The following is a 22,024-nucleotide window of genomic DNA, read 5'->3' as shown; positions in this document are numbered from 1 at the left end:
CTACATAAATCTCTGAGGGGTCACCGTGAAGCCACTCGACGGCAAAACCGCTTTCGTCACCGGCGGCAGCAAGGGAATCGGCGCCGCCATCGCCCAGCGCCTGGCACAGGACGGCGCGGACGTGGCCTTTACCTACAACAGTTCGCCTGAGCAGGCAGGTCAGGTGGCCGAGCTGATCAAACAGGAAGGGCGGCGCGGTGTCGCGATCAAGGCCGATCTGACCGATCCCGCCGCCGTCACGGCAGCCGTGGAGGAGACCGCCGCAGAATTCGGCCGCCTCGACATCCTCGTGCACAACGCCGGTGTCTACACCTACGGCACGATCGACGAACTCACTCTCGACGACTATGAGCACACCATGGCGATTCACGTGCGCGCGGCGTTCCTCGCCGTGCAGGCCGCCGTGCGCCACATGCCGGACGGCGGAAGGATCATCGCCATCGGCAGCAATCTCGCCGATCGGGTGGTCGAACCGGGCATCAGCCTTTATGCGCTCAGCAAGGCGGCTCTCGTCGGATTCGCCAGAGGCATCGCGCACGATCTAGGTCCTCGCGGAATCACCGCCGTCGTTGTGCAGCCCGGCTCCACCGACACCGACATGAATCCCGCCGACAGCCCCGGCGCCGACGCGCAACGCGCCATCACACCGCTCAAGCGCTTCGCCGCGCCCGCCGAAATAGCCGCCACCGTCGCCCATCTCGCAGGGCCCGCCGGCGCTTACATCACCGGCACCGCCATCACCGTCGACGGCGGCGCCAACGCCTGAATTCAGAGCCTGCCGTTGCGGCGGAGAATGTCGATCGCCTTGACGGTGGTGTGCCCGCGCCACTCCAGCGAGCCCGCCGGTGAGATCGTCGCGTAATCGACAACCCATCCGCCGTCGTCCCGCTGAAGCGCCGCCAGCCTGTCGAGGTCGGCGGCGACCACCTCCGGGGTGAACAACCGCCGCGCCGGCCGATCGGGGTGAGGGGCGAAGTCGAGCGGATGGAGCGCCTCCTCCTCGGTGCCCCCTTCCACCGGCAGTCGCCCATCGCCGGGAATGTATTCGCCGAGCCGTCGCAAAAGCGGGGCGGCGGCCTCAGGCATGTGATCGTGGACGACGTCCAGGAACCGCACCGCGAAAGCCAGCACATAGGCGTGCGGCTTGTCGTCCATGGCCTCGATCGCGCCGAGGCAATAACGGGTGGCCCGCTCAAGCCAGGGGTGCGCGGCGACCGCGGCGTCGTGTGCGGCCACCTGCCAGGCGGCGGCGCACGTCACCGAGGTGATCTGCAAGGAGGAAACCGTGGAGTCGGCCCCCCGCCACCAGGGGGCCGTCGCCTCGGCGACCGTCAACGGCAGCGCGAACGGCAATCCCCCATCGGGCAGGGATACCGATTCCAGCCAGTCGCACAATGCCGCCGCCTGCGGGGCGGTGGCGGGCGCGACCTCTTCGAAGACCTCGAAGGCGTGCAGCGCTGCACCCGGCTGACTTTCCGGCGAACGGAGGTCGGGCTCCAATCCCCAGCCGTAGCCGCCGTCCGCGTTGCGATAGCCGTCGAGGGCGGCGAGCACGTCGGCGGAGCCCGTCCTGCCCGTCATCAGGCCGAAACGGCGGCGGTCCAGCACTCGCGCGTGCCCGGCCATGAAGGCGTCCACGGCGAGAAGGTCGATGTTCATACGGCCATCCTGCTCTCCCAGGGAAGCCGCTGTCTTGTCCGGATCGGACGTGTTGACCAGGGCCCTTTCCTCTCCGCATAGGCGGCCAAGGGGCCGCTTCGCCGTACGGCACGAGCCCGGTGGGGAAATTTCGTGAAAAAAGCGTGAAGGGGAATCGGCCTTCCGGCGGACTACAGGTATAACCCCGACGAAGGGACGCCATGTGGAAAGCCGCGCCACCGGATGTGCCCACGAGCCTCGATGACGCCGAGCTCATCCAAGAGTCATGGCGTCGCCCCGACCTTTTCGCGGTTCTCTACGACCGCTATTTCGGTGAGATCCATCGCTACGCCGCGGGACGACTCGGCACGCAGATCGCCGACGATCTCGCCGCGGAGACGTTTCTCGTGGCGTTTCGCAGACGACAGAGTTTCGACCCTTCGCGCGGAGACGTGCGGCCGTGGCTTTACGGCATCGCCACCAACCTGCTCGCCCAGCACCGCAGAAGCGAGGCGCGCAGGCTGGAGGCGCTGCAACGGTCGCCGGCCGGCGATGTCGCCGAGGACGGGCACGAGGAAAGGGTTACGGCGCGGGTGACGGCCGCGAGCGCACAGGGGCGGCTCGCGTCCGAACTCCGGCGTCTTTCAGACGGCGACCGCGACGTGTTGCTTCTCGTCGCGCTCGCGAATCTCAGTTATGAGGAGGTGGCGCAGACGCTTGGCATTCCCTTCGGCACCGTCGGTTCCCGGCTCAACCGGGTGCGGAGGAAACTGCGCAGGGCTCTGGGCGGCGTGAACCCTGTGATCGGAGGATCCGATGGATGAGGCGGACAGGCACGCGGATCCCTCCGCGGAGAACGAGATGGCGGTCATTCGCCGCCTTCTCGAAGCCTCCGGACCTTTACCGGAGGCGACGGAGGCGGGGCGCGCCCGCCTGTTGTCGGCCATCGCCGGAGAACTCGCCGGGGAAACCGAGGCCGCCGCACCGGGTTGGATCGCCACCCGGCGACGGCGGACATCGCGATGGAGAGGCGTGTGGGCCTTGACGGCCGGGGCTGCGGCGGCGCTGCTCTTGACCGTCACGGTGACGTCCTCGGACAGCCTGCTTTTGCTCACCCCCCAGGCGACCGTTTCGGCCTCGGCGGGCCCGACGGCCCGGCAGGTTCTGCTCGCTGCCGCCACGGCCGTGGCCAAATCGCCGGGCGAGGGTGTCTATTGGCGCAGCCGTACGGTGACAGGAGCGCTTGTCCCTGATCCGAGCCGCCGATATGTGCTGCGGTTCAGCATGGAAAAGCAGGCGTGGCTGACCGACACCACCGGTAAGCGGAGCTGGTGGATCGAGCATTATCTCGGCGCCAAGCCGGCGACGCCGCCCGACGAGTATGCCTGGCGTGCCGCCGGTTCGCCGACGCGGTGGCACTATCCGGCGGTGGACGGCGATAAGGGCAGCATCGTCGAACCCGCCGGAACATGGGAAAGCGGTCCCCGGGAGCCGGAGGCGACCGCGCTTGACACGGCCGGGATTCTGCTCGCGACCCCCACGACCTGGGCCGAGGTGAAAGCGCTTCCCGGAGACCCCGCCCGATTGCGGAGCTTCCTTGAGGCGCGAATCCGCGGTCAGGCGGCGAAGGGGCCCCGACTGAACCAGACGGCGGAGATGGAGGTCCGGCTCCAGCGGAGCTGTATGGAGATCCTCTCCGGGTTGCCGGTGTCGCCCGAGGTGCGGGCGTCCGCCTATCAGATTCTCGCCTCCCTTCCCGGTATCAAGGCCGACGGGGAGGTGGTCGATCCGCTCGGCCGCACCGGCCAGGGGCTGAGATACGAGGTGCTGAGGTCCGATCAGAGCAAGGTCAGCGACGTGCGCTACGTCATCGACCCGGAAAGCGGGATGCCCCTTTCCAGCGAGACCACCGGCATCAGGGAACTCGCCAACGGGCGCACCGTCGAGGTCGGCTCCTATCAGGCATACGTCGAGATGGGCTGGACGGACGACAAGCCCGAACTCCCGGAATCCGCGCAGGAGGAACCCGCGGAGAAGCCGCAAGAGGAGTCGCCGTCCGAAAGCCAGGAGGAACCCGCGCCGGAGGAGCCCGATTTGACCATTCAGTGAGTCGGTAAGGGGGCCGAGTCGATTGAACTCATTTTTTCAAACGATCGCCGAGCTTTTCGGAGCCTACGACGACCCGCATGACGGCGACGATACGCACGCGTTCGAGCCGGGGGAGGACATGGATGACCCAGATGACGACGACGACTTCTGAGGGTGACCGGAGCGGTGTGAGATTCACGCTGCACGATGTGCGGTCGGAGACCTACAAGGCGCGGGACGCCTGGTGGACGGTGTTCTTAGTGGACCCGCTCGCCGGCCGGCTGGTCGTCTTCCTCGCGAACCGCACCTCGGTCACCCCCAACCAGATCACCTGGGGGGCATTTGTTCTCGGCCTCGGCTCGGCGGCGTGTTTCCTCGCGGCCGACTGGCGGTGGCTCGTCGCCGGGGCTCTGCTCTACCACTTGAGTTTCGTCCTGGACTGCATCGACGGGAAGATCGCCCGGCTCAAGGGCACCGGCACCGTGCTCGGGGGCTGGCTCGATTATGTCTTCGACCGCATCAGGGTGCTCACCTGCACCGTCGCGCTGATGTGGGGGCAATATCAAAAGAGCGGCCAGGAGCTCTATCTGCTTCTCGGCATCGCGGTCGTCTTTCTCGACATGCTGCGTTATGTCGACGCCCTTCAGGTGGCGAAGGTGCGGCGGCAGATGCGCCGCAAACTGAAGCGGGCCCTCGGGGCGCCGGCAACCGGCGACGTCAACGACGAGGACGCCGCAGCCGAGGACGGCGGGCTCGACGGCGCGCTCGACGGCGGCGAGGCCGAGGAGGCGCCCGTCCGCACGGCCGCCGGGGTCGATCTGCAGCAGGAGTTCCGCTCGAAGTTCGTCTCCTACATTCGCGTTCGTGACTGGCTGCGCGACCACCGTGTCCGCACGCACCTCGTCAGCGGCATCGAGTTCCAGATGGCGGTGTTCATCGTGGGGCCGCTGCTCGGGCAGATCGTCCCGGTGACGATCGGCGCCGCCGTACTCCTGCTCGTTTTCGAGGGGGCGATCATGTACAAGCTGTGGTTGTCGTCCCGGGACTTCAGCCGTGCTCTCGCGGAGATCCAGGAGGAGGCCCCGACGTCCCCCGAAGAGGCGCAGTGGGCCGGCCACCCGATGAACGGGGATGCCGGCCAGGGGATGCGGCAGATGTCGTAAGACGTCAGGCGGGTTTGATCGGGGTCACGGTGTCGGCGGCTGTGCCGTTCTGCGTCGGCTCCGGGTGCCCGCCTGCGGCGTTGGACAGGAGGCTGCGGGCCAGGTTGAAGCCGGTGCCGCCGAGCGTGAGGGCCTTGGCGAGCATCTCCTCGATGCCCTGGGCGCCGTTCAGCACGACCATGTGGTCGACGTTGCCGAACGACTTGGCCCCCGCCGCCACGATGTGCGGCCAGTTCTCGGCGAGCTGCTGGGCGATGACGGCTTCCTGGTTCTGCGCGAGAGCCTCGGCGCGGGCGTGGATCGCCTCGGCCTCCGCCAGCCCCTTGGCCTTCGCGGCCTCGGCCTCGGCCAGGCCCTTCGCCCGCGCCGCCTCGGCTTCTGCGAGTCCCTTCGCCTTGGCGGCCATCGCCTCACCCTCACCGGTGGCCCTGGTGGCGGCGGCGCTGGCCTCACCGCGCAGCCGCACGGACTCGGCGTCCGCGGCGGCGGCCTGCTTGACCTGGGATGCCTGGGCTACCGCGCGCAGCTCGGTCTCCTTGGCCTCCGCCTCGGCCTGGGCGATGCGGGCGTCACGTTCCGCCTGGGAGAGCGTGACGGTTTCGTACGCCTTGGCGTCGGCGGGCTTGCGCACCTGCGCCTGGAGACGCTGCTCGGCGAGGGCGGCTTCGAGCTCGGCCGCCCGGGTCTCCTGCACGACGACCTCCTGCCGGGCCGTCGCCTCCGACAGCGGGCCGGCCTGGCGTGACCTGGCCTGCGCCTCGTCGATCTCGGCCTGGTAGGACGCCTGCTTGATCTGCGCGTCGCGCGTGGCCATCGCCTTGTTGGCCACGGCCACCTGCTCGGCCTCGGTGGCCTCCTGGTCGCGCTGGGCCTCGGCGATGCGGGCGGAGGCGGCGACTCGGGCGGCGTGCGGTTTGCCGAGGTTGGTGATGTAGCCGGTCTCGTCGTCGATCTCCTGGATCTGTAGAGAGTCGACGACCAGTCCGAGTTTGCTCATCTCGTCCGCGGCGCTGCTGCGGGTCTCACCGGTGAGACGTTCGCGGTTCAATATGAGGTCCTCGACCGTCAGGTTGCCGATGATCGAGCGCAGGTGGCCGGTGAAGAGCTCGTGGATGGCGCCGTTCATGGAGTCCTGCTGGTCGAGGAAACGGCGCGCGGCGTTGGCGATGGACGAGAGGTCGTCACCCACCTTGTAGATCACCACGCCGCGCACTTGCACGGGGATGCCCTGCTGGGTGACACAGTGGACCTTCAGGTTCGCGGCGCGGCTGTCGAGTCTGAGTCGTCTCGCGGTCTGAAAGCCGGGCATGACCGCTGTGCCCTTACCTGTGACGATCTTGAATCCCAGGCTGTCGGCCAGTTCGTTGCGCCCGCGCGCGCCGAGCCCGGAGATGATCAATGCCTCGTTTGGCTCGGCTACCCGCCAAACCGTCTTGAACAGGACGAGCAACACGACAAGGGCGACGAGCACCGCGCCGATCGTGAGAATGATTTCCAGGGACATGGAAGCCTCCGGATGGGGGGAGATAAGGGGGGATCAGAGGATCGCGCGAGCGACGTAGACGGTGCGCGGCGGGTAATATTCGACGACGACCACGATGGAGCCGACGGAAATCTCCTCATCGGGGAGCGATGGGTGCGCGTAGAACGCCTCGACTCCCCCGCGGACGGCGACCATGACTTCCCCGACCAGGCCAGGTCCAATCTTCCCCGTGACTCTGCCCTGCTTACCGACCACAGAATCTCCCCGTCGCCCCGTCAACCGAAGGCGACATTACCGCTTTAGATGCTACTTCACCACCTTGATCAGGGCGGCATAGGCTTTGTCTGTTTGATCGAGCAAATCCTTTCTGTCGACCTTTGACCCGACAACGAGCAGGCTCATCACAACGTTCCCGCGGCGCAGCGCCACCGATCCCAACTTCAGATCGATCCCCGTCCCCTCGACCGACGTCAGGAAGGCGCTGACCCGGTCCCCGCGCCGGGGCAGCTCAACCGGGCGTGTCGTGTAGGTCATCTTCGCATCGCCGCTGCTCAACGTGTATTTCTCACAACCGGGCTGCAGGCCCGGGAAACGTTTCACCGCGTCCTTCTCCGGGAGTTCGATCAGCGCCTCGGTGATCGTGCGCGACTTCGACATGAAGGAGACCACCGCCGCCGGCGCGTCGCGTACGGCGGGAGCCTGCGCGTCCAACTGCCCCGTCGTGGCGCAGCCCGGCTTGTCCACCTTGGTCTTGGCCATCGCCTCCAGACCGCGCCGGGTGGCCGTCAGGCCGCCGAAGGCGCCCGACTCAGGGCCGTAGACCTTTTTCATCCCGTCGACCGAGGCCAGGAGGCCGGCGCCGAGAGCACGCGCGGCCTTGGCGACCGCCGGAGGCACGGGGGGTTGGGCGACGGCGGAGGTTGTGGGGCTGTTCGCGGGCTTCGCGGGGGCGGCGTTATGCGCCGCGCAGGCGGTGGCCGTGAGGGTGACTAGGCATAGTGCGGGGATTGTCTTGTAGGTGAGTTTCACGGGTTTGGTTCCTTTTTTATTCGTTGGTTGGGTGGCGTGTAGGGGTTTTGGGGCCGGATTCCGACCTTGCTGTCGGCCTTAATACCGGCTGTCCATCGGCCGGACGCCTGAAAAGCATCTGGGAGACATCGGGAAGCGCGCCAAGAGGCACGTTATGCGGTTTCGTGGTTATCGAGAAACAGGCCGAGGGGAATGTTGCACAATCGGGTCGGCGGTGGTTGATTTGCTGGGCCCATATTGGCGGCTTATCGCACCGCTGGGCCCTGTGTCGCGATATTTGACGCTGGGACGCCTAGCGAGGCTTCTAGCTGGACATATGCGACGAAAGGGCCTGATGCAGGTTGGGAAGGAGAATGCGCCAGGCAGGTCTGTGAATCGCGAGGAGAAACCTGAGGAGAAACCCCTTCGCAGAGCGGATTACGGCTGCCGCCCACGTCACCCCGCCCGCCGCCGCTGGTGCGGGTGCGCCCGCGGCGTCCGGCGCCGTCGCCGGCCGACGTCCGCGACGCCGAAGACCAGGCCGACTACCTGCCCGGCCAAGAGGCGGGCTTTGCCGTACCTCTCCCGCTTCTCCTGCCCGAACGGGAGGCCCCGTGAGGAGCAGGCTTTGCCGTACCCGCCTCCCCCGCCTCCCCCGCCTCCCCCGCCTCCCCCGCCTCCCCCGCCTCTCCCGCCCCAATGGGAGGCCCGTGAGGGGCAGGCTTTGCCGTACCCGCCCCGCCTCTCCCGCCCCAACGGGAGGCGTGACGCCTGTGATGGATGCGGCGACAGGCGGAAATGCGGAGATGCCGGGCATGTGACGCGATGGAGCCCGGACCATGAGAAGAGCCGATATAGGCGACCCGCTCAAGCGCCCCCAGATGACCCTCGGCAGGCCCCTGGCCGCCTAGTGCGGGCACCGGGCTGGGAAGCCTCCAGCAGGCAAGGCAGGGAGGCGCACAGCAGCCCGAAATCCCCGCCAGCCGGGCAGGTGGGACCCAGTGCGGCCCAGGGCGTGACCGGCATGTGCGGCAGCCACCATCATTGAGCCCCAGATGTGACCTATGGCCATCCTGACCGAGTCTGTCAGGAGTCGCCTTGCCAAGATCTCACCGGGTTGGAGCCCCCGGAGCAGGAGAAACGCCTTTCCGGCCGCCGTAGCCCGCTGCATCCCGAGTGTGTGGCCGGACCTCAATCCCCCAGGAGTCACGACCGAAAATCCCGACAAGCCGGGCGCAATCCCTCTAAAGCTGCACGTGGCCCAATGCGCCAGAACCTTAATTGATGCTAGTCTCCTATGCGATCTTCCGGAGGTGCATTTACACAGATATGTGAGATGCGATGTGATCCTCCACGCACTCATAGGTTGGGACGAGTGGGCATGGGTTCTCGAGACCGGTCGATTCGGTTCAAGATCTTCTTACTGCTGCTCCTGCCCCTCCTGTCGCTGAGCGCTTTGTGGGGGTTCGTCCTAAATCTGACGGTAGGAGACGGAGCCGCCCTCTCCAGGTCGGACACCCTCTACAACACGATCGGCATGGCCTCCGCGAACCTCACCACGGAGCTCCAGGCCGAACGCATGCAGTCCGCCGTGGAGATCAGCTCACGCCAGCTCACCACCGGCCTCGGCGCTCAGCGGCAACGCACCGACGACGCGATCAAGAGCTTCGTCGACACCGCGTTCACCCCGGAGAGCATCGAGATCATCAACCCGCAGACCCGGGCCGCGCTGTTCTACCTGCGGGACGAACTCAAGCGACTCCCCACCATCCGCGAAAGCATGGACGGCGGAAAGAGCGACCGCCTCGACATGCTGGCGGACTACAACCGGATCCACGACGCGCTCTTCCGCCTCGCCGATCAGATCATCGCCATCCCCGACCTCGCGCTCTTCCAGCAGGCCAACGCCCTGGCCTCGATGAACAACGCGCGAGAGATCATTTCCCGGGAGAAGGCGCTGGTTTCGGGCATCCTCGTCGACAAGAAGATGGTGCCCGCCGAGCACGACGCCTTCACCGAGTACGTCTCAACCCGCCGCTTCCTCCACGCCCGCGGACTTTCCGCGCTTGACACCGAGCTCGGACGCCCCTACCAGGAGGCGCTCAACTCCCCGACGTTCCGGCAGTTCGTCGAGATGGAGCAGAAGATCGCGTCGATCAGCGGCACCGGCGCGCTGCCCGGCGACTCCGAACTGTGGCCCACCACCATCGAGAACGTCCTGCGCACCCTCGACGAACTCGCCGTCACCTCCACCGAGACCCTCACCGAACGCTCCGGCGGCGTCGCGGGCGGCATCGTCGCGCGCATCGCCGTCGCCGGCGGCCTCGGCCTGGTCGCTGTGATCGCCTCCATCCTGATCTCGGTGCGCTTCGGCAGGCGCCTCGCCCGCGAACTCGCCGGGCTGCAGAAGGCCGCCGTCGAACTGGCCGACCACCGGCTGCCCCTCCTCGTCGAACGTCTCCGCAACGGCGACGAGGTCGACATCGAGATCGAGGCGCCGGCGATCACCGCGGGCGGCTCCACCGAGATCGCCGACGTCGCCAACGCCTTCAGCTCGGTCCAGCGCACCGCCGTCGAGGCCGCCGTCGGCCAGGCGAACCTGCGCCGCGGCGTCGGCCAGGTCTTCCTCAACCTCGCCCGCCGCAAACAGGCACTCCTCCACCGGCAGCTCACGCTGCTCGACGGCATGCAGCGCCGTACACACGACCCGGACAGCCTCGACGAGCTGTTCCGGCTCGACCACCTGACCACCCGCATGCGGCGCAACGCCGAAGGCCTGATCATCCTGTCCGGCGCCGCCCCGGGCCGCGCCTGGCGGCAGCCCGTGCCCGTCATCGACGTGCTGCGCGCCGCGACCACCGAGGTCGAGGACTACACGCGGATCAACATTGCCCAAATGCCCAACATCGCCGTCAACGGCGCGGCGGTGGCCGACCTCATCCACCTCATCGCCGAACTCATGGAAAACGCCACGGTCTACTCTCCGCCGAAGAGCGCCGTGGACGTCCGGGGTGACAGCGTCGCCAACGGCTTCGCCGTAGAAGTCGAGGACCGCGGGCTCGGGCTGGCCCCCGGCGCCTACGAGCAGATCAACGAACGTCTCGCCACTCCACCCGAGTTCGATCTCGCCGACAGCGACCGGCTCGGCCTGTTCGTCGTCGGCAGGCTCGCCGCGCGCCATGGGATCCGGGTCATGCTGCGGTCCTCTCCGTACGGTGGCACCGTCGCCATCGTGCTCATCCCCCGCGCCCTCATCACCGAGGTCCCGAAGATCGACGACGGGCCGGAGATCCCCGAGCTGACCCAGCGCCGCCGCCCGGTCCTCACGAGCGCCGGCAACGGCACCTCCGCCGGTCTCGCCACCGGCGCCTCGGAGCGGCCCCGAGAGGGCGCGCCCAAGACCGCCAAGCGCGGCGGCGCCTCACTCGCCGTGGTCAACGGCGACCGCGCCGTCCCCCACGGCACCCACGCCGGGTTGCCACGCCGAGTACGGCAGGCAAACTTGGCCCCACAACTTCGCCAATCCGCTGATTCTGCTGAACCGGTAGAGAATCAACCGGCCGGGCCGACGGAAAAATCAGGTGAACCTACCCCAGAGCGTTCCCCTGATGAAGTCCGCGCCCTATTCTCTGCCTTTCAGCAAGGAGCGCGGCGGGGACGTGAAGCCGCAGACTACGCACACAACACCACAAGGGAGAAGGGGGAGGAATGACCGGGCACTCGTCGACAAACTCCGGCGAACTCAACTGGCTGCTGGACGACCTCGCCGCCCGGGTGGGGGCGGTACGGCAGGCGGTGATCCTGTCCACGGACGGGTTGGCCGTCGGGTTCTCCAAAGGTCTCAGCCGTGAGGACGCAGAACACCTGTCGGCCGTCGCCGCCGGATTTCAGAGTCTCGCCAGGGGCGCCGGACGGCATTTCAACGGTGGCGAAGTACGCCAGACCATCGTTGAAATGGAATCCGCCTTCCTGTTCGTCACCGCGGCCGGCCAAGGCACCTGCCTCGCCGTCCTAGCCGACGCCGACGCCGATGTGGGCCACATCGCCTACGAGATGGCCATGCTGGTCAAACGAGTCGGCCAGCACATCTCGACCAACCCGCGGACGGCTCCGTGACATTCGAATGGCTCGACGAGGCGGCCGGACCGGTGGTCCGGCCATTCGCGCTCACCCGTGGGCGCACCAGGTCCTCCGCCGACGACCTGGACCTCATTGCGCAGGTGACCACCATCCGCGCCGAGCCAAACGATGAGACCACCCTCGGCCCCGAGCAGGAACGCATCCTGCGCCTGGCGCGAACCACGACCACGGTCGCGGACCTCGCCGCCTCCCTGACCCTCCCGGTCGGCGTCGTGCGCGTCCTCCTCGGCGACCTCCGAGACCACGGTCTCATCAGAGTGGCACCGCCCGCGTCAGCGGCGCCACGACCAAGCGAGCGCATTCTCAAGGAAGTGATCAATGGACTTCGGGCTCTCTGACGAACCCGTAGCGCTCAAGATCCTCATCGCTGGGGGTTTCGGCGTCGGGAAGACCACACTGGTCGGTGCGATCAGTGAGATCCGGCCCCTACGCACCGAGGAGGTGCTGTCCGACCGAGGCGTCGGCGTCGACGACACCGACGGCGTCGAAGGCAAGACCACCACCACGGTCGCCATGGACTTCGGCCGCATCACCATCCGCGATGGGCTGGTCGTCTACCTGTTCGGCACCCCGGGCCAGGAACGCTTCTGGTTCATGTGGGACGAACTCAGCTACGGTGCCCTGGGCGCGGTCGTCCTGGCCGACACCCGCCGCCTCACCGACTGCTTCCCCTCGATCGACTACTTCGAACAGCGCGGCACCCCCTTCGTGGTGGCCGTCAACTGCTTCGAAGGCGCCGACCAGTACGACGCCGACGACGTCCGCATCGCCTTGGACCTGGACCCCGAGGTCCCCGTCCTCCTCTGCGACGTCCGCCAGCGCGCCTCGGCCAAGTCGGTCCTGGTCATGCTGGTCGAACACGCCCTCCGCCAGCTCACGATCAGCCGTTGACCATCCCCCTCAGGCCTCTCCCACCTCGGGGGCCTGAGGGCGGTGATCTCCCGGCTTGCCCCACTGGGGGCTGGGGGCTGGTATCCTAAAGCCGGTCGTAGGAAACCTTTGCGACCACGCCGCCTTAGCTCAGTCGGCCAGAGCACTTCACTCGTAATGAAGGGGTCTCGGGTTCGAATCCCGAAGGCGGCTCCAGGTCGAAGGCCCTCCGGGATGATCCCGGAGGGCCTTTGTCGTGTCCGTACAGCAGCGCTGTACAGCAACCCGATCTTCCCCATGGTCGACGGGGTGGACAAGGTGAAAGGCAGTGGGGATCGTGCATTTGGCGAAAAATTCAGTCGTTGGGCGCCAGGTCCCCCGCGTACGCTGCGAGGCATGAACGCGGACGAGGCGCAAGATTTACAAGAGCTACTAAAGCTCTTAGACCGAGCGAAGCCTTGGGAGGAGCTGACCGGCGCTTCTTCTCCCCTCTGGGATGTCCAGTCGGGCAGCGCTCTTGCCGGTGATGACGCCAAGACTGACCCGTACCAAATCTCACACAGCGTCCGTCACGCGCTTACGGTCGCAGTGGATCATCTCAACTGTTTGCGATCTTCGCTCATCGTTGAGATGGAGAAAGACCGCGCCTCTGTCAGTATCCACACGCACGCTCAGTCGTCGCTTATTCGGGGTGCTATTGAGAACGGAGCACGGGCTGTGTGGATGATCGGCCCCACGTCCCGACTGGAACGGGTGAAGCGGCGGCTGTCTCTGCAAGCTGGCGAGTTGAAGCGCTCGGAGCGGCTTCGTGAGGTCGTGAAGCAGCCAGCGGCCCGCACGAAGGATGAGCGTATGAAGCAGCTGACAGATCTCGTCATTGCTGCTGGCGTTCCTGCTAAGGAGGGGAAGGCCGCTCTACGGATGCCGCAGTACAGCGACATCGTACGGACAGCGGGGGATCACACGGCGCTGGGAGCGGACATGGTGGATGTGATCTGGAGCGGCTGTAGCTCCCTTGCCCATGGCGATCTTTCAGGAACTCTTGGTCTGCTGGACAGGGAGATTATTCAGCGAGAAAAGGGCATTGCCCTAGCAAGGGTGACCGGCTCTATCTCCAACCTGTACTGGACTACCGTGGGCGCAGTGGCCGTCATCGATCACGGGTTCCGCCTCTACGAGCAGCGTGCTACCAGGCATCACTGAGGCGCCCTAGCTGCAAGAAGTCAGGGCACGATCCGCTAGGTGGCCCCTACGTCGAAGGCCCTCCCGAGTAATCCGGAAGGGCCTTTTGCGTACTGGGTAGTAGTTTTGTGTAGCAATCAGGACACGCTATGACATTCTCTCGCCGATGCTCTGATTCAGCCGATCCAGCGCTTTCCGCGTCTCGGGTGCCGGGATCTGCGTATAGACGTTCATGGTCACCGAGATTTGCGAGTGCCGGAGGATGCGCATCGCGACGCGGGGGTGAACGTCGAGGGCGGCCAGGAGCGATGCGCAAGTGTGCCGGGTGTCGTGAACCCGGATGCGGGGGACACCGGCCTTCTCGCAGTAGCGTTCGAAGGACCGGTAGAAGTTACGTGGCTCGACCGGGGTGCCGTTCTTCGTGGTGAACACGAGGTTGGAGTCCTTCCACCTCGCTCCGGCGTCATGACGGGCCTCCTGCTGGATTCGTTTGCGGTCCCGGAGCGCCGAGACACAGAGGCCAAGGAGCGGCAGGGACGCCGTCGAGTCCTCCGTCTTGGTCGTGTCCCGGTGAAGGAGCTGCCCGCGGACGCGGTTGAGCTGGTGGGAGATCCAGAGCTGTTCGCCGTCAAGGTCGACACAGTCCCAGGTCAGTCCGAGCACCTCGCCCCGCCGCAGGCCGAGAATCAGGATCAGGACGTAGGCGGCGTAGAGCGGCTCTTTCGCTTCTTGTACGTGTTCGAGGAATCGCCGGGCCTCGTCGACGTTCCACACGCTGTGGCTCTTGGCCTTTTTGGTCTTGCTCGCGTTGGGCAGGACCGTCAGCCCGGCGACGTTCTTGGAGATCAACTCCTCGCGGATGGCGTTGCCGAGTGCGGAGCGCAGGACGCGCCGGATACTCGCGATCGTGCTCCGGGAAGGGTAGTCCTTGCAGCACTTCCCCTTGGAGCAGCACCGCCGCTTATCCTCCGGGCGCCGGTGGTCCTTCTTCTGGTCACAGCAGGTGCACAGAGTCGGCAGCGTGTTGATCCAGGTTTGGACGTCCCGGACCGTGAGCTTGTCGAGGCGCTTCCTGCCCAGGCCGGGGATCAGGTAGAGCCGGACCAGAGGCTCGTAACCGGCGTAGGTGGTCGGCTCCCGGTTGGGTTCGATCACTTCAGCCAGCCAGCGCGTCAGGTATGCAGCCATCGTGGGGTGTTTGGTCGGTACCGGCCCCTTGTTCGCGAGGTCGTGGAGCTTGAGCCACTTCTCGTGTGTCTCCTCGCGGGTCTTGCCGTAGGCCCATTATTCGGGTCTTCTTGCCGTCCGGCGTGGTGACCCAGACGTAGCCCGCCCAGCCGTCCTTGTAGGGGAAGACCGAGCCCTCACCGTTCGCGCGCTTGCCCATTAGGCGGCCTCCTCGCACAGTCGGGTCACGTAGTCGCTGAGGGCGGATTCGGGGATGCGGCGGCAGCGCATGCCGACCACGATCGAGTCGAGTTCGCCGGAGCGTATGAGCTGGTATAGGGTCCACCGGCTGACCTGGAGAGCGGCCATGGCCTGCGGGACGGTCAGCAGCTTGGGGCTATTCATGGATGCCCCTCGGGTCAGGCACGGGGTTTCCGGTGAGAGTGGCGGCAAGGAGTGCGTCTCCCGCGGAGTAGCCCTGTCCGGCGTACTCCCAATGGGCGATGACGAGGACGGTGTCTTCCTCGAAGAGGGGGAGGCGTCCAGTGCTGATCTGCTCGTCGCGCATGTGGTCGGCGCGTGCGGCGCGGAGGTCGCCGAGGGTGGTGGAGTAGCGGCGGCTCTTGGTGGAGAAGTGGCCGCGGAAGCCGAGCATGTGCGCCCACTGGACAAGGCGGAGGTCGGCCAACTCCTCCAAAGCGCCCAGGCGCAGGCACGCGGCGATGAGTCGCCGGGCGTGCTCCCGCAGGGGGAGCGCGTCCAGGTCGTCGAGGGGATTGATCCGCCGGTCCAGGGTGCCGGTGCATTCGGCGGCCTTGGTGGCGTACTTGGCGATGTAGCCGGCCACGGCCTGTTCGGTGAGGTCCCCGCCCATGGCGATCCGGCGGACGTCGAGTTGCGCGCCCCACCGGAGCACCCTCGCGGGTTCGTCGCCCGCGGCGGGGACGGTGACGGCCACGGCGGAGGCGGCGTGCCGTACGGCGTCCGCCAGGACATCGACGGTCGCCCAGGCGGGGGGAGGCGAGGTGGGTCCGTCGGGGCCTTCGAGGCGGATGACGGCGTGGAAGTGCACGACGCCGCGCCGCTGGTACTCGGCGACCTTAGCAAACGAGATCATGGCCTGTTCGCGTAGTTTCCGCAGGGTCAGCCCGGCGGTTCATCCACGACCCCCGAACCCGCGCTTATGCGGCCAAACGCGCCGCCCAAGGCAACGACCGCAAAGACATCATGCGCCGACTCAAGCGCTACATCGTCAGAGAGGTCTACCGCGACATCATCAACGCACTGACCCCAACCACCCACCCCGCCTCCCCAGCAGCCGCTTGACATAGAGGCATCTACGCGGGAAGCGTGCTGTTCAACGCCATGTCCCCGGAGCTGTGGCGGCGCTTCACCCTCGCGCTACGGCGTCACGTCGCCCGACGCCGGACATGCGCGATGAGCCACAGGGCGGAGTTGGCGGCGCGGTCGCCGCCGCGGTTGAGCCGGCGCCGTTGGGATTTGCCGCTGGAGTGCTCGATCGGGCTGACGCCGCATAGGGCGGCGAAGGTTGCCTCGCTTCGTAGCCGGTCGGGGTTGTCGCCGGCGGTATCTGCGCATCCACACCGACCGACTCAGCGCCGACGCCGCGGCCCGGGAGATCATGACCGCCTACGACCGGCTGCGAACGGCCGGGCAGCCTCGCGAGGAGGCATGCCCCCCGTGAGCCGTGCCGCCACGTCCGGCGGGATCAGGTCCAGCCGCCACCAGGTCCCGCACCCGTCGCACCGGGCACCCGTCCAGATCCCTTGCGGGTCGACCGTCCAGCGCACCGAGGCGTGCGAGCAGTCGACAGGGGAGAGCCCATAGCCCATCGGTGGGACTGTCACCTCTCGTCTTCTCCCTTCGTAAGGTCCGTTCCTCCCCCGCCCCGCTGACTGCCGCAACGTCCTAGCCCTTCCCGGAGGCCGACCTCTTCGGGGTAGGCGACATCGACGGCGTCCGCCGGGGACGGACGGACACCGCCGGCGAGGGCCGACCCCTTGGGGCTGAGCCGGGACACGGGCAGGTGGCCCCGGGGCGGGGGAGGAGGATGCCAGGAGCCTGCCCGTGGCTCCTGGCAGGCGTGGCGGCATGACCCCTCCCAGGGCCTTTCACGCCGCCACGCCCGTCTAACGGGCTCTACCAGACAGCAGCGCCGTCCAGGTCGCCCGAGCTTCACCGATCGACATGGACGAGGTCTAGTGAACCTCGTGCCCGCCGTCGAGTTGGACCGTCCGCCGCAGGAACGCACGTCCCCCGCCCGCGTACAGCTCGTACACCGTGGCCCGGCTTCAACAGGTCCAGGTCACCGGCCGCACCCGCTCCAACGCCGAATTCGGCAGCCGCCACACGAGCCGCACATGCTCCCGCTGCGGCAACGGCACATGCGGACTCAGGCACCCGTCCAGCGCGATCACGAGACACTCCCGCCCGCTTGCGCGTCCCTCCTACGGAAATCCGCGTAATGCAGGGCGATCCGATGAGCGGCCCGAGCGGGCTCCATCGCCGGATGCCAGGCGTAGACGGGGCGGTACTGACGAGGATTCCACCCGGTGCGCCACCAGAAGCGTTCTCCGTCGCACCAGACGACGAAGCCGACCCAGATCGACACGAGCGCCAGCCCGTACCCGTCGTGGACATCGGACGCTATCCCGTGATCCGCCAGCACCGTACGGAGTTCCTTGGCCATGGCAACAGCGGTCGCACCATCGTGAAGGAGCGCGGTCATGTCCCATCTCCCGCCGCGCTTGTCACCCCGGGATCCACTGCGGCCAGCCGAGAGGCGATCTCCTGTTGCTCCTGGAGTTCCCGGATGAGGCCGGCGGCGTCATCGCCGCTGACCGTCAGCGCCATTCCGGCGTGGAGCTGTTCGTTGTCGAGGAAGACGCCGCGCCGGGTGGCGTACCAGCCTCCGGGGCCGGCCGCGGCCGCGCCGCGCCAGATCACCCAATCGGGGTACCGGATCGTCAGTTCCTCAAGCGTCATAGGCCCAGCCCATCAAGAGGGGGTCACGTCTCTTCGAATGTAGTTACATACGCATGTACGTGCAATCGGAAGCTCGTATGCTGCTACGTAGCTTCGATGCCATGGCCATCGACCCCAGCGCCGACCGCCCGGTCTACAAGCAGCTCGCCGACCTGATCCGGACGGACATCGAAGACGGAAAGCTCCGCCCCGGGCAGCGACTGCCCGCCGAGAATGACTACGTCGCCGAGCACGGCATCTCCCGCGACTCGGTCCGCCGAGCCATGGCCGTACTCAGGGGAGAGGGACTGATCGTGACCGAGCTCCGAGGCTCACGAGTCCGCGACGCCGGCGAGGCCGTCATCGTCGAGATAGCCCCAAGCGCCCAGGTGGCGGCCCGCATGCCGACCGAACCCGAGCGCAAGCAACTCGGCGTAGCCGAAGGCGTGCCCATCTTGGTCATCACCGAACCGAACGGCGAAACCCGCCTGCTTCCCGCAGACCGAACGATCATCAAGGTCAACAACGAGGCGTAGGGCCAAGTCCCTACATGGCCTTGCCCCGTGGGCACCAATCACCAGGCGGACACGGGGTAGGACAGACACAGGGCAGCAGCCCCGGATGAGGACTTTCTCCACGGCTTTAAAGGCGATCCGCTTCGCGGCCCGCCGCGCGTGGATGGTCGTCGGCCGCGCTGCGGCTCTTCGGCCGGTCGCGGCCGCCGCCGCCCACGCGCTGAGGGTCGCCAAGCGGCAGCCACAGAGTGAGAGAGCTTCCGGAAGTCTTGAATGATCTGTCCGTAGGGCTGCCGCGTGGCTTCCGTTCCTCAGGCCTGGCGGCCTTGCGGTACGGGTCCACTTGCCATCGAATGACGAGGCGAGCCACCGCCAGAAGCCACGCAGGGCAGGAGATCCGCGCGAGCGCCCCGGCAAGTCACAGCAGGCCCGGCATGCCGCCGAGACACCCGAGCCCGCTCGAAGTCGTCGCTTACAACAAGGTCGGGGTGTCGGGGGACTCAGCGGCCGGAGGCTTACGGGCAGCGGCGGGGACAGGGAACACGTTCCCCTGTTCCAGGTCGGCCACGGTGACGAGCGGACCGGCACAAATCCGCTCCAGTAGGTCGGCCTGTTCGGGCTCCAGTTCTACGCAGAGGGTGAGTACGTGAAGGAGCCGGAGCAATTCGGTGGTGAACTCAGCCGGCCATTCCTCGGTGTGGATGTCGTCGAGCGGTGACGATTTGCGGCCCGCCGGCTTCTGCTTCCGGTAACCGAACCACTTCTTGACGATCTTCATGCCAGAGACCTCGTATGCCCACACCTCTGGGCGCACCGGGGATATCTCTCCGGCGCCGACGTGCAGGGTCAGAGTGTCCGGATCATAGGTGATCTCGTTCGGCATGGAGTCGGCATCGCCTGGGATGACTCTTTGAGATTTGGCCCAGCCGGTCAGAGGACGCGGAGGCCCAGCAGGGCGGCCCTCGGAGGCGTCGGCGAAGCGTTCACCGTAGGTGTGCAGCCACAGAACTCGTCGGCCGAGCCGTACGGCGTGCGCCCACAGTTCCGGGTCGGCGGTGAGCGGGATGCGTACGCCGGGGGTACGGAGTTCCTCGGTGAAGCGGGCGGTATAGCCGCCGTGCGCGGTCACCACAGCGATGTAGGCCAACACATCGGGAGCAGAGACCGGCAGGCCGAGGCGTTGAGCGAGAGTACGAACCAGGCCGGGCGCGAAGTTGACCGCACCAGCGGCTCGGTCTCGGTACAGCGGAAGTACCCGCCCGCCCCGGCCATTGGTGTGGTGCATGTCAGGCACGTACGCCGTGAACACGAGGCCGGGGCCACTTTCGATGGGGTGGGCATGCTGCTCTGTGGCGAAGACCTGGAATTCACTGGCCACTTTCCAGAGGTCCGGGCTAGGCCGGTGGTGGACACGCGCGTCCGGGATCACCCACTGCCGGTCGAAGGACCGGTACCCCACCCTGATCGGCTCTGGGCAAGGCTTCGTCTCGTCCTTGATCTTTCCGCTGTGTTCGGCGAACCCGGTGACCGGCTGGACCAACATGGTGTCGATCTTCCGGGCGTCGCTCTCTTTGAACAAGATCGCTTTGTCGCTGAGCGGGGCTTTGATCAGCCGGTTCCATCGTGTACGGAGCACCTCAGGGGATGGGGCGTAGACCCATGTCCGGTTGGGCTTGATGCCCGGTGCCTGCCAGGGCATCAAGTCGCCGAGCGCCGGGTAACTGAGCCAGTCGTCCCCGCCGGGTGGTTGAAGCCGGTCCGTCCAGCCGGTCGCGCAGTTGACCCACTCCGAGCTGTCGAGGCGCAGTTGCTCCAAGGCCGCGAACTTCTTGGACCGGTGGCCTGACAGGCTGACGTGGTGGACCAGCGCGGGGGTCGTCCGGTTGCCTTCGCCGTACCGCACGAAGACCCCGATGCAGAGTGGTTGCTGAACGCCGGGAAAGACCCGAGTGGGGACGTCGGGCTGATGACCTTCCGGCGACAGGTCGATGATCCAGCCCTCGTCAGCGGTTCGGCGCAGGTACTCCCGCATGCCGGCGAAGCCGGGGCCGGTCGTGTATCCCGAGGTGGTGATGAAGGCGACGACGCCCGCGGGCTGTTCGGGGTGGGCGTCGAAGACCTTCCACGTTGCCCACCGCCAGAAGTACACATACAGGTTCGACAGGACGTATTCGTACTTCCCGAGCCCTGCCGCTTTGAAGGCTTTCAGCGGAACGTCGTGGCCGGAGTTCTCCGCCCCCTGCTCGATCCAGCCACCGAAGCCCTTGGCACGCTCGCGGTAGGGCGGGTTGCCGATGACCACCTGAACCGGAGTGTCACGCTTGATCCGGTTGGCCTCTTCCCGGGATTTGGCGATTTCCCGGTACACCACGCCGGAGAGCTCGGAGTCCTCGAAGGGGTTCGACAGGGTGTCGGCGACGTAGAGCTTCTGGTCCTTCTCGGCGATCTCCGCGCCGTGCTCGGACTTGAGCGCCTGGTTCAACCGAAGTTCGGCCACCGCGTACGGCCCGGTCTGCCGTTCCATCCCGATGAGGCGACCGAACAGCTTCTTGAGCTGTCCTGGGACAGCACCCTTACCCTCTTCCTCCTCCACGGTCCGGGCGACGTTGCTGACGATGTTGAGTAGGTAAGTCCCCGTTCCCATCGCGGGGTCGACGACCATCACGTCGTCATTGGCGAAGCCGCCTTCCCGTCCGAACTTGGTTCGCAGGATGTCATCAACGAAGCGGACCATGAACAAGACCACCTCGTTCGGGGTGTAGTACGACCCGCTCTCTCGGCGAAGGTCGGCGTCGTAGATGTCCAGGAAACGCTCATAGAGGTGGAGATAGGAGTCCGCCGAGCCGTCGCTGATCTTGTCCCATTCCACCGCGCCGACGACCCGCCGGAGCGTCTCTGCGACAACGCTGCGGCCTTCGACCGCGTCATGGGTCAGTACGGCCAGCGCCTTGCCCATGAGTGAATGGGTCTTACCGAGCTGGCCGGCAATCTGGCCGAGGGTGCGGCCCTCGAAGGAGATGCCGTCTACCCGGGCGAGCAGCAGAGCGAAGGTGACCGTCTGGGCGTAGGCGTCGGCGAACTCATCGGGTGTCAGGCCAGGAAACAGCAGCTTGCGCCAATCTTCGCTCAACTCGGTGAAGCTCTTGCGTTCCTCTTCACCGCGCTCCTCGCGCTCGATGCTTTCGATGACCTCCGTGCGCAGCAGCTTGCACAGGCCGGCCACTGCGCGTACGAGCTGGCGGATGCTGCGGGGAGGGTCAGGCTTCCATAACAGGAAGTCGGAGATGACGCGGGCGAACTCGCTATCCAAGGGAGTGAGCTTGCCGGCCGCCTTGCGGACGTCGCCGTTCATCCGAGCGACTTGCCCGACCAACTCCCCATTGCGGTACAGCGCCCACAGCGCTCCGTCGGTGTAGAGGACGTTGGGCAGCAGTTGCAGCTTCTCCCACTGGCGCTTTTCGTGCTTGTTGGGTGTCCAGGTCGACGGCACACCGCGGCCAGGGGCTTTGAGCTCGATGTAGCCCACCCGCGCACCGGCCACCTCGACGGCGTAGTCAGGCCGTACCCCCAGAGTGGCCAACGAGGTCTCACCGATCATCGTCACGGAGACGCCGAGTCCTTCGGCCATATCTTCGAAGAGCTTTTCCAGCGGGGAGCGGAGCTGATCCTCGGGCTGGCCGCCGCCATTCAGCTTCACGGCGGCGGACTTGCCGAAACGCGCCACCGCCTCTACGGCCTTTTCGAGCAGCGGCTTGGGGGGAGTCGTCGAGGCCATATACGTCCGT

General features: G+C 66.8%; 22 protein-coding genes, 1 tRNA gene and 1 pseudogene. 12 read left to right on the top strand and 12 right to left on the bottom strand.

Annotated elements, in window-relative coordinates; all coding sequences use genetic code 11:
* The first annotated feature begins 25 nt into the window (after nucleotides 1–25).
* Nucleotides 26–766, top strand: coding sequence for an SDR family NAD(P)-dependent oxidoreductase (locus Ssi02_RS24120; RefSeq protein ID WP_204029480.1), 741 nt, complete (start codon nucleotides 26–28; stop codon nucleotides 764–766).
* A gap of 2 nt (nucleotides 767–768) precedes the next feature.
* Here Ssi02_RS24120 and Ssi02_RS24115 read toward each other — a convergent pair whose 3' ends face one another.
* Complete coding sequence (locus Ssi02_RS24115; RefSeq protein ID WP_204029478.1) at nucleotides 769–1,659, bottom strand: hypothetical protein; 891 nt, start codon at nucleotides 1,657–1,659, stop codon at nucleotides 769–771.
* Between the two features lie 200 nt (nucleotides 1,660–1,859).
* Here Ssi02_RS24115 and Ssi02_RS24110 point away from each other — a divergent pair, with 200 nt between their 5' ends.
* From Ssi02_RS24110 to Ssi02_RS24100, 4 genes are read left to right on the top strand one after another with little or no spacing between them, the layout of a single operon-like run.
* Nucleotides 1,860–2,462, top strand: a complete 603-nt coding sequence (locus Ssi02_RS24110; protein ID WP_204029476.1) for an RNA polymerase sigma factor — start codon at nucleotides 1,860–1,862, stop codon at nucleotides 2,460–2,462.
* Nucleotides 2,455–3,747, top strand: a complete 1,293-nt coding sequence (locus Ssi02_RS24105; RefSeq protein WP_204029474.1) for a CU044_5270 family protein — start codon at nucleotides 2,455–2,457, stop codon at nucleotides 3,745–3,747. Before Ssi02_RS24110 ends, Ssi02_RS24105 begins: the two co-directional genes overlap by 8 nt.
* A gap of 22 nt (nucleotides 3,748–3,769) precedes the next feature.
* Nucleotides 3,770–3,898 (top strand): hypothetical protein, encoded by a 129-nt coding sequence (locus Ssi02_RS39405; protein WP_275410739.1) that lies wholly within the window; start codon nucleotides 3,770–3,772, stop codon nucleotides 3,896–3,898.
* Nucleotides 3,879–4,889: a CDP-alcohol phosphatidyltransferase family protein gene (locus Ssi02_RS24100; protein ID WP_204029472.1), complete on the top strand. Its 1,011-nt coding sequence runs from the start codon at nucleotides 3,879–3,881 to the stop codon at nucleotides 4,887–4,889. Before Ssi02_RS39405 ends, Ssi02_RS24100 begins: the two co-directional genes overlap by 20 nt.
* Nucleotides 4,890–4,893: 4 nt before the next feature.
* Here Ssi02_RS24100 and Ssi02_RS24095 read toward each other — a convergent pair whose 3' ends face one another.
* The 3 genes from Ssi02_RS24095 to Ssi02_RS24085 are packed head-to-tail and all read right to left on the bottom strand — an operon-like array spanning nucleotide 4,894 to nucleotide 7,401.
* A complete protein-coding gene (locus Ssi02_RS24095; RefSeq protein ID WP_204029470.1) occupies nucleotides 4,894–6,393 on the bottom strand; it encodes an SPFH domain-containing protein in 1,500 nt (499 codons plus the stop codon).
* Nucleotides 6,394–6,426: 33 nt separating this feature from the next.
* Nucleotides 6,427–6,627, bottom strand: a complete 201-nt coding sequence (locus tag Ssi02_RS24090) for an NfeD C-terminal domain-containing protein (RefSeq protein WP_204029468.1) — start codon at nucleotides 6,625–6,627, stop codon at nucleotides 6,427–6,429.
* 51 nt (nucleotides 6,628–6,678) lie between these two features.
* Nucleotides 6,679–7,401 carry a hypothetical protein gene (locus tag Ssi02_RS24085; RefSeq protein WP_204029466.1) on the bottom strand — a complete coding sequence of 241 codons (723 nt, stop codon included), beginning with the start codon at nucleotides 7,399–7,401 and terminating at the stop codon, nucleotides 6,679–6,681.
* Nucleotides 7,402–8,761: 1,360 nt separating this feature from the next.
* Here Ssi02_RS24085 and Ssi02_RS24080 point away from each other — a divergent pair.
* The 6 genes from Ssi02_RS24080 (at nucleotide 8,762) to Ssi02_RS24055 (ending at nucleotide 13,593) form a co-directional block, all read left to right on the top strand.
* Complete coding sequence (locus Ssi02_RS24080; protein ID WP_204029464.1) at nucleotides 8,762–11,092, top strand: nitrate- and nitrite sensing domain-containing protein; 2,331 nt, start codon at nucleotides 8,762–8,764, stop codon at nucleotides 11,090–11,092.
* Nucleotides 11,089–11,496 (top strand): roadblock/LC7 domain-containing protein, encoded by a 408-nt coding sequence (locus tag Ssi02_RS24075; protein ID WP_204029462.1) that lies wholly within the window; start codon nucleotides 11,089–11,091, stop codon nucleotides 11,494–11,496. The genes Ssi02_RS24080 and Ssi02_RS24075 overlap by 4 nt, the downstream gene beginning before the upstream one ends.
* Entirely contained in the window at nucleotides 11,493–11,858 is a 366-nt protein-coding gene (locus Ssi02_RS24070; protein ID WP_204029460.1) for a DUF742 domain-containing protein, read from the top strand. The genes Ssi02_RS24075 and Ssi02_RS24070 overlap by 4 nt, the downstream gene beginning before the upstream one ends.
* A complete protein-coding gene (locus Ssi02_RS24065; protein ID WP_204029458.1) occupies nucleotides 11,839–12,411 on the top strand; it encodes a GTP-binding protein in 573 nt (190 codons plus the stop codon). The genes Ssi02_RS24070 and Ssi02_RS24065 overlap by 20 nt, the downstream gene beginning before the upstream one ends.
* A gap of 118 nt (nucleotides 12,412–12,529) precedes the next feature.
* A tRNA-Thr gene (locus Ssi02_RS24060) sits at nucleotides 12,530–12,606 on the top strand.
* 180 nt (nucleotides 12,607–12,786) lie between these two features.
* Nucleotides 12,787–13,593, top strand: a complete 807-nt coding sequence (locus Ssi02_RS24055) for a hypothetical protein (RefSeq protein WP_204029456.1) — start codon at nucleotides 12,787–12,789, stop codon at nucleotides 13,591–13,593.
* A 126-nt stretch (nucleotides 13,594–13,719) separates the two neighbouring features.
* Here Ssi02_RS24055 and Ssi02_RS24050 read toward each other — a convergent pair whose 3' ends face one another.
* The 7 genes and pseudogenes from Ssi02_RS24050 to Ssi02_RS24025 all read right to left on the bottom strand — a co-directional run bounded on the left by Ssi02_RS24050 (nucleotide 13,720) and on the right by Ssi02_RS24025 (nucleotide 17,745).
* On the bottom strand, nucleotides 13,720–14,760 hold the full coding sequence (locus Ssi02_RS24050) for a site-specific integrase (RefSeq protein ID WP_204029454.1): 1,041 nt from the start codon (nucleotides 14,758–14,760) through the stop codon (nucleotides 13,720–13,722).
* A gap of 198 nt (nucleotides 14,761–14,958) precedes the next feature.
* The gene (locus Ssi02_RS24045; RefSeq protein WP_204029452.1) at nucleotides 14,959–15,144 is read right to left on the bottom strand and encodes a helix-turn-helix domain-containing protein; all 186 of its coding nucleotides are present in this window, start codon (nucleotides 15,142–15,144) and stop codon (nucleotides 14,959–14,961) included.
* Nucleotides 15,137–15,880, bottom strand: a complete 744-nt coding sequence (locus tag Ssi02_RS24040; RefSeq protein WP_307825769.1) for a replication initiator — start codon at nucleotides 15,878–15,880, stop codon at nucleotides 15,137–15,139. The genes Ssi02_RS24045 and Ssi02_RS24040 overlap by 8 nt, the downstream gene beginning before the upstream one ends.
* Nucleotides 15,881–16,157: 277 nt before the next feature.
* Nucleotides 16,158–16,328, bottom strand: a pseudogene (locus Ssi02_RS24035) (transposase); the annotation flags it as partial.
* Between the two features lie 723 nt (nucleotides 16,329–17,051).
* Nucleotides 17,052–17,177 carry a hypothetical protein gene (locus tag Ssi02_RS39400; protein WP_275410738.1) on the bottom strand — a complete coding sequence of 42 codons (126 nt, stop codon included), beginning with the start codon at nucleotides 17,175–17,177 and terminating at the stop codon, nucleotides 17,052–17,054.
* Entirely contained in the window at nucleotides 17,174–17,488 is a 315-nt protein-coding gene (locus Ssi02_RS24030) for a hypothetical protein (protein ID WP_204029450.1), read from the bottom strand. Before Ssi02_RS24030 ends, Ssi02_RS39400 begins: the two co-directional genes overlap by 4 nt.
* Nucleotides 17,485–17,745 (bottom strand): hypothetical protein, encoded by a 261-nt coding sequence (locus tag Ssi02_RS24025; RefSeq protein WP_204029448.1) that lies wholly within the window; start codon nucleotides 17,743–17,745, stop codon nucleotides 17,485–17,487. Before Ssi02_RS24025 ends, Ssi02_RS24030 begins: the two co-directional genes overlap by 4 nt.
* Nucleotides 17,746–17,822: 77 nt before the next feature.
* Between Ssi02_RS24025 and Ssi02_RS24020 the strand changes: the two genes are divergently transcribed.
* The gene (locus Ssi02_RS24020; protein WP_239129496.1) at nucleotides 17,823–18,260 is read left to right on the top strand and encodes a GntR family transcriptional regulator; all 438 of its coding nucleotides are present in this window, start codon (nucleotides 17,823–17,825) and stop codon (nucleotides 18,258–18,260) included.
* Nucleotides 18,261–18,711: 451 nt separating this feature from the next.
* On the opposite strand, the gene Ssi02_RS24015 is transcribed toward Ssi02_RS24020, so the two are convergent.
* A complete protein-coding gene (locus tag Ssi02_RS24015; RefSeq protein WP_204029431.1) occupies nucleotides 18,712–22,014 on the bottom strand; it encodes a type ISP restriction/modification enzyme in 3,303 nt (1,100 codons plus the stop codon).
* Between the last annotated feature and the right edge of the window lie 10 nt (nucleotides 22,015–22,024).

The organism is Sinosporangium siamense, assembly GCF_016863435.1.
In the GTDB taxonomy this organism is placed as follows: domain Bacteria; phylum Actinomycetota; class Actinomycetes; order Streptosporangiales; family Streptosporangiaceae; genus Sinosporangium; species Sinosporangium siamense.
This window is presented reverse-complemented; position numbering and strand designations above follow the sequence as displayed.

Excerpts from the sequence above, each read along its gene's own strand:
- Ssi02_RS24020 (WP_239129496.1), top strand. The coding sequence starts at position 17,823 with ATGCTGCTACGTAGCTTCGATGCCATGGCCATCGACCCCAGCGCCGAC.
- Ssi02_RS24080 (WP_204029464.1), top strand. The coding sequence starts at position 8,762 with ATGGGTTCTCGAGACCGGTCGATTCGGTTCAAGATCTTCTTACTGCTG.
- Ssi02_RS24030 (WP_204029450.1), bottom strand. The coding sequence starts at position 17,488 with ATGACCGCGCTCCTTCACGATGGTGCGACCGCTGTTGCCATGGCCAAG.
- Ssi02_RS24015 (WP_204029431.1), bottom strand. The coding sequence starts at position 22,014 with ATGGCCTCGACGACTCCCCCCAAGCCGCTGCTCGAAAAGGCCGTAGAG.
- Ssi02_RS24095 (WP_204029470.1), bottom strand. The coding sequence starts at position 6,393 with ATGTCCCTGGAAATCATTCTCACGATCGGCGCGGTGCTCGTCGCCCTT.
- Ssi02_RS24065 (WP_204029458.1), top strand. The coding sequence starts at position 11,839 with ATGGACTTCGGGCTCTCTGACGAACCCGTAGCGCTCAAGATCCTCATC.
- Ssi02_RS24025 (WP_204029448.1), bottom strand. The coding sequence starts at position 17,745 with ATGACGCTTGAGGAACTGACGATCCGGTACCCCGATTGGGTGATCTGG.
- Ssi02_RS24110 (WP_204029476.1), top strand. The coding sequence starts at position 1,860 with ATGTGGAAAGCCGCGCCACCGGATGTGCCCACGAGCCTCGATGACGCC.
- Ssi02_RS24075 (WP_204029462.1), top strand. The coding sequence starts at position 11,089 with ATGACCGGGCACTCGTCGACAAACTCCGGCGAACTCAACTGGCTGCTG.
- Ssi02_RS24045 (WP_204029452.1), bottom strand. The coding sequence starts at position 15,144 with ATGAATAGCCCCAAGCTGCTGACCGTCCCGCAGGCCATGGCCGCTCTC.
- Ssi02_RS24100 (WP_204029472.1), top strand. The coding sequence starts at position 3,879 with ATGACGACGACGACTTCTGAGGGTGACCGGAGCGGTGTGAGATTCACG.
- Ssi02_RS24050 (WP_204029454.1), bottom strand. The coding sequence starts at position 14,760 with ATGGCTGCATACCTGACGCGCTGGCTGGCTGAAGTGATCGAACCCAAC.
- Ssi02_RS24115 (WP_204029478.1), bottom strand. The coding sequence starts at position 1,659 with ATGAACATCGACCTTCTCGCCGTGGACGCCTTCATGGCCGGGCACGCG.
- Ssi02_RS24105 (WP_204029474.1), top strand. The coding sequence starts at position 2,455 with ATGGATGAGGCGGACAGGCACGCGGATCCCTCCGCGGAGAACGAGATG.
- Ssi02_RS24055 (WP_204029456.1), top strand. The coding sequence starts at position 12,787 with ATGAACGCGGACGAGGCGCAAGATTTACAAGAGCTACTAAAGCTCTTA.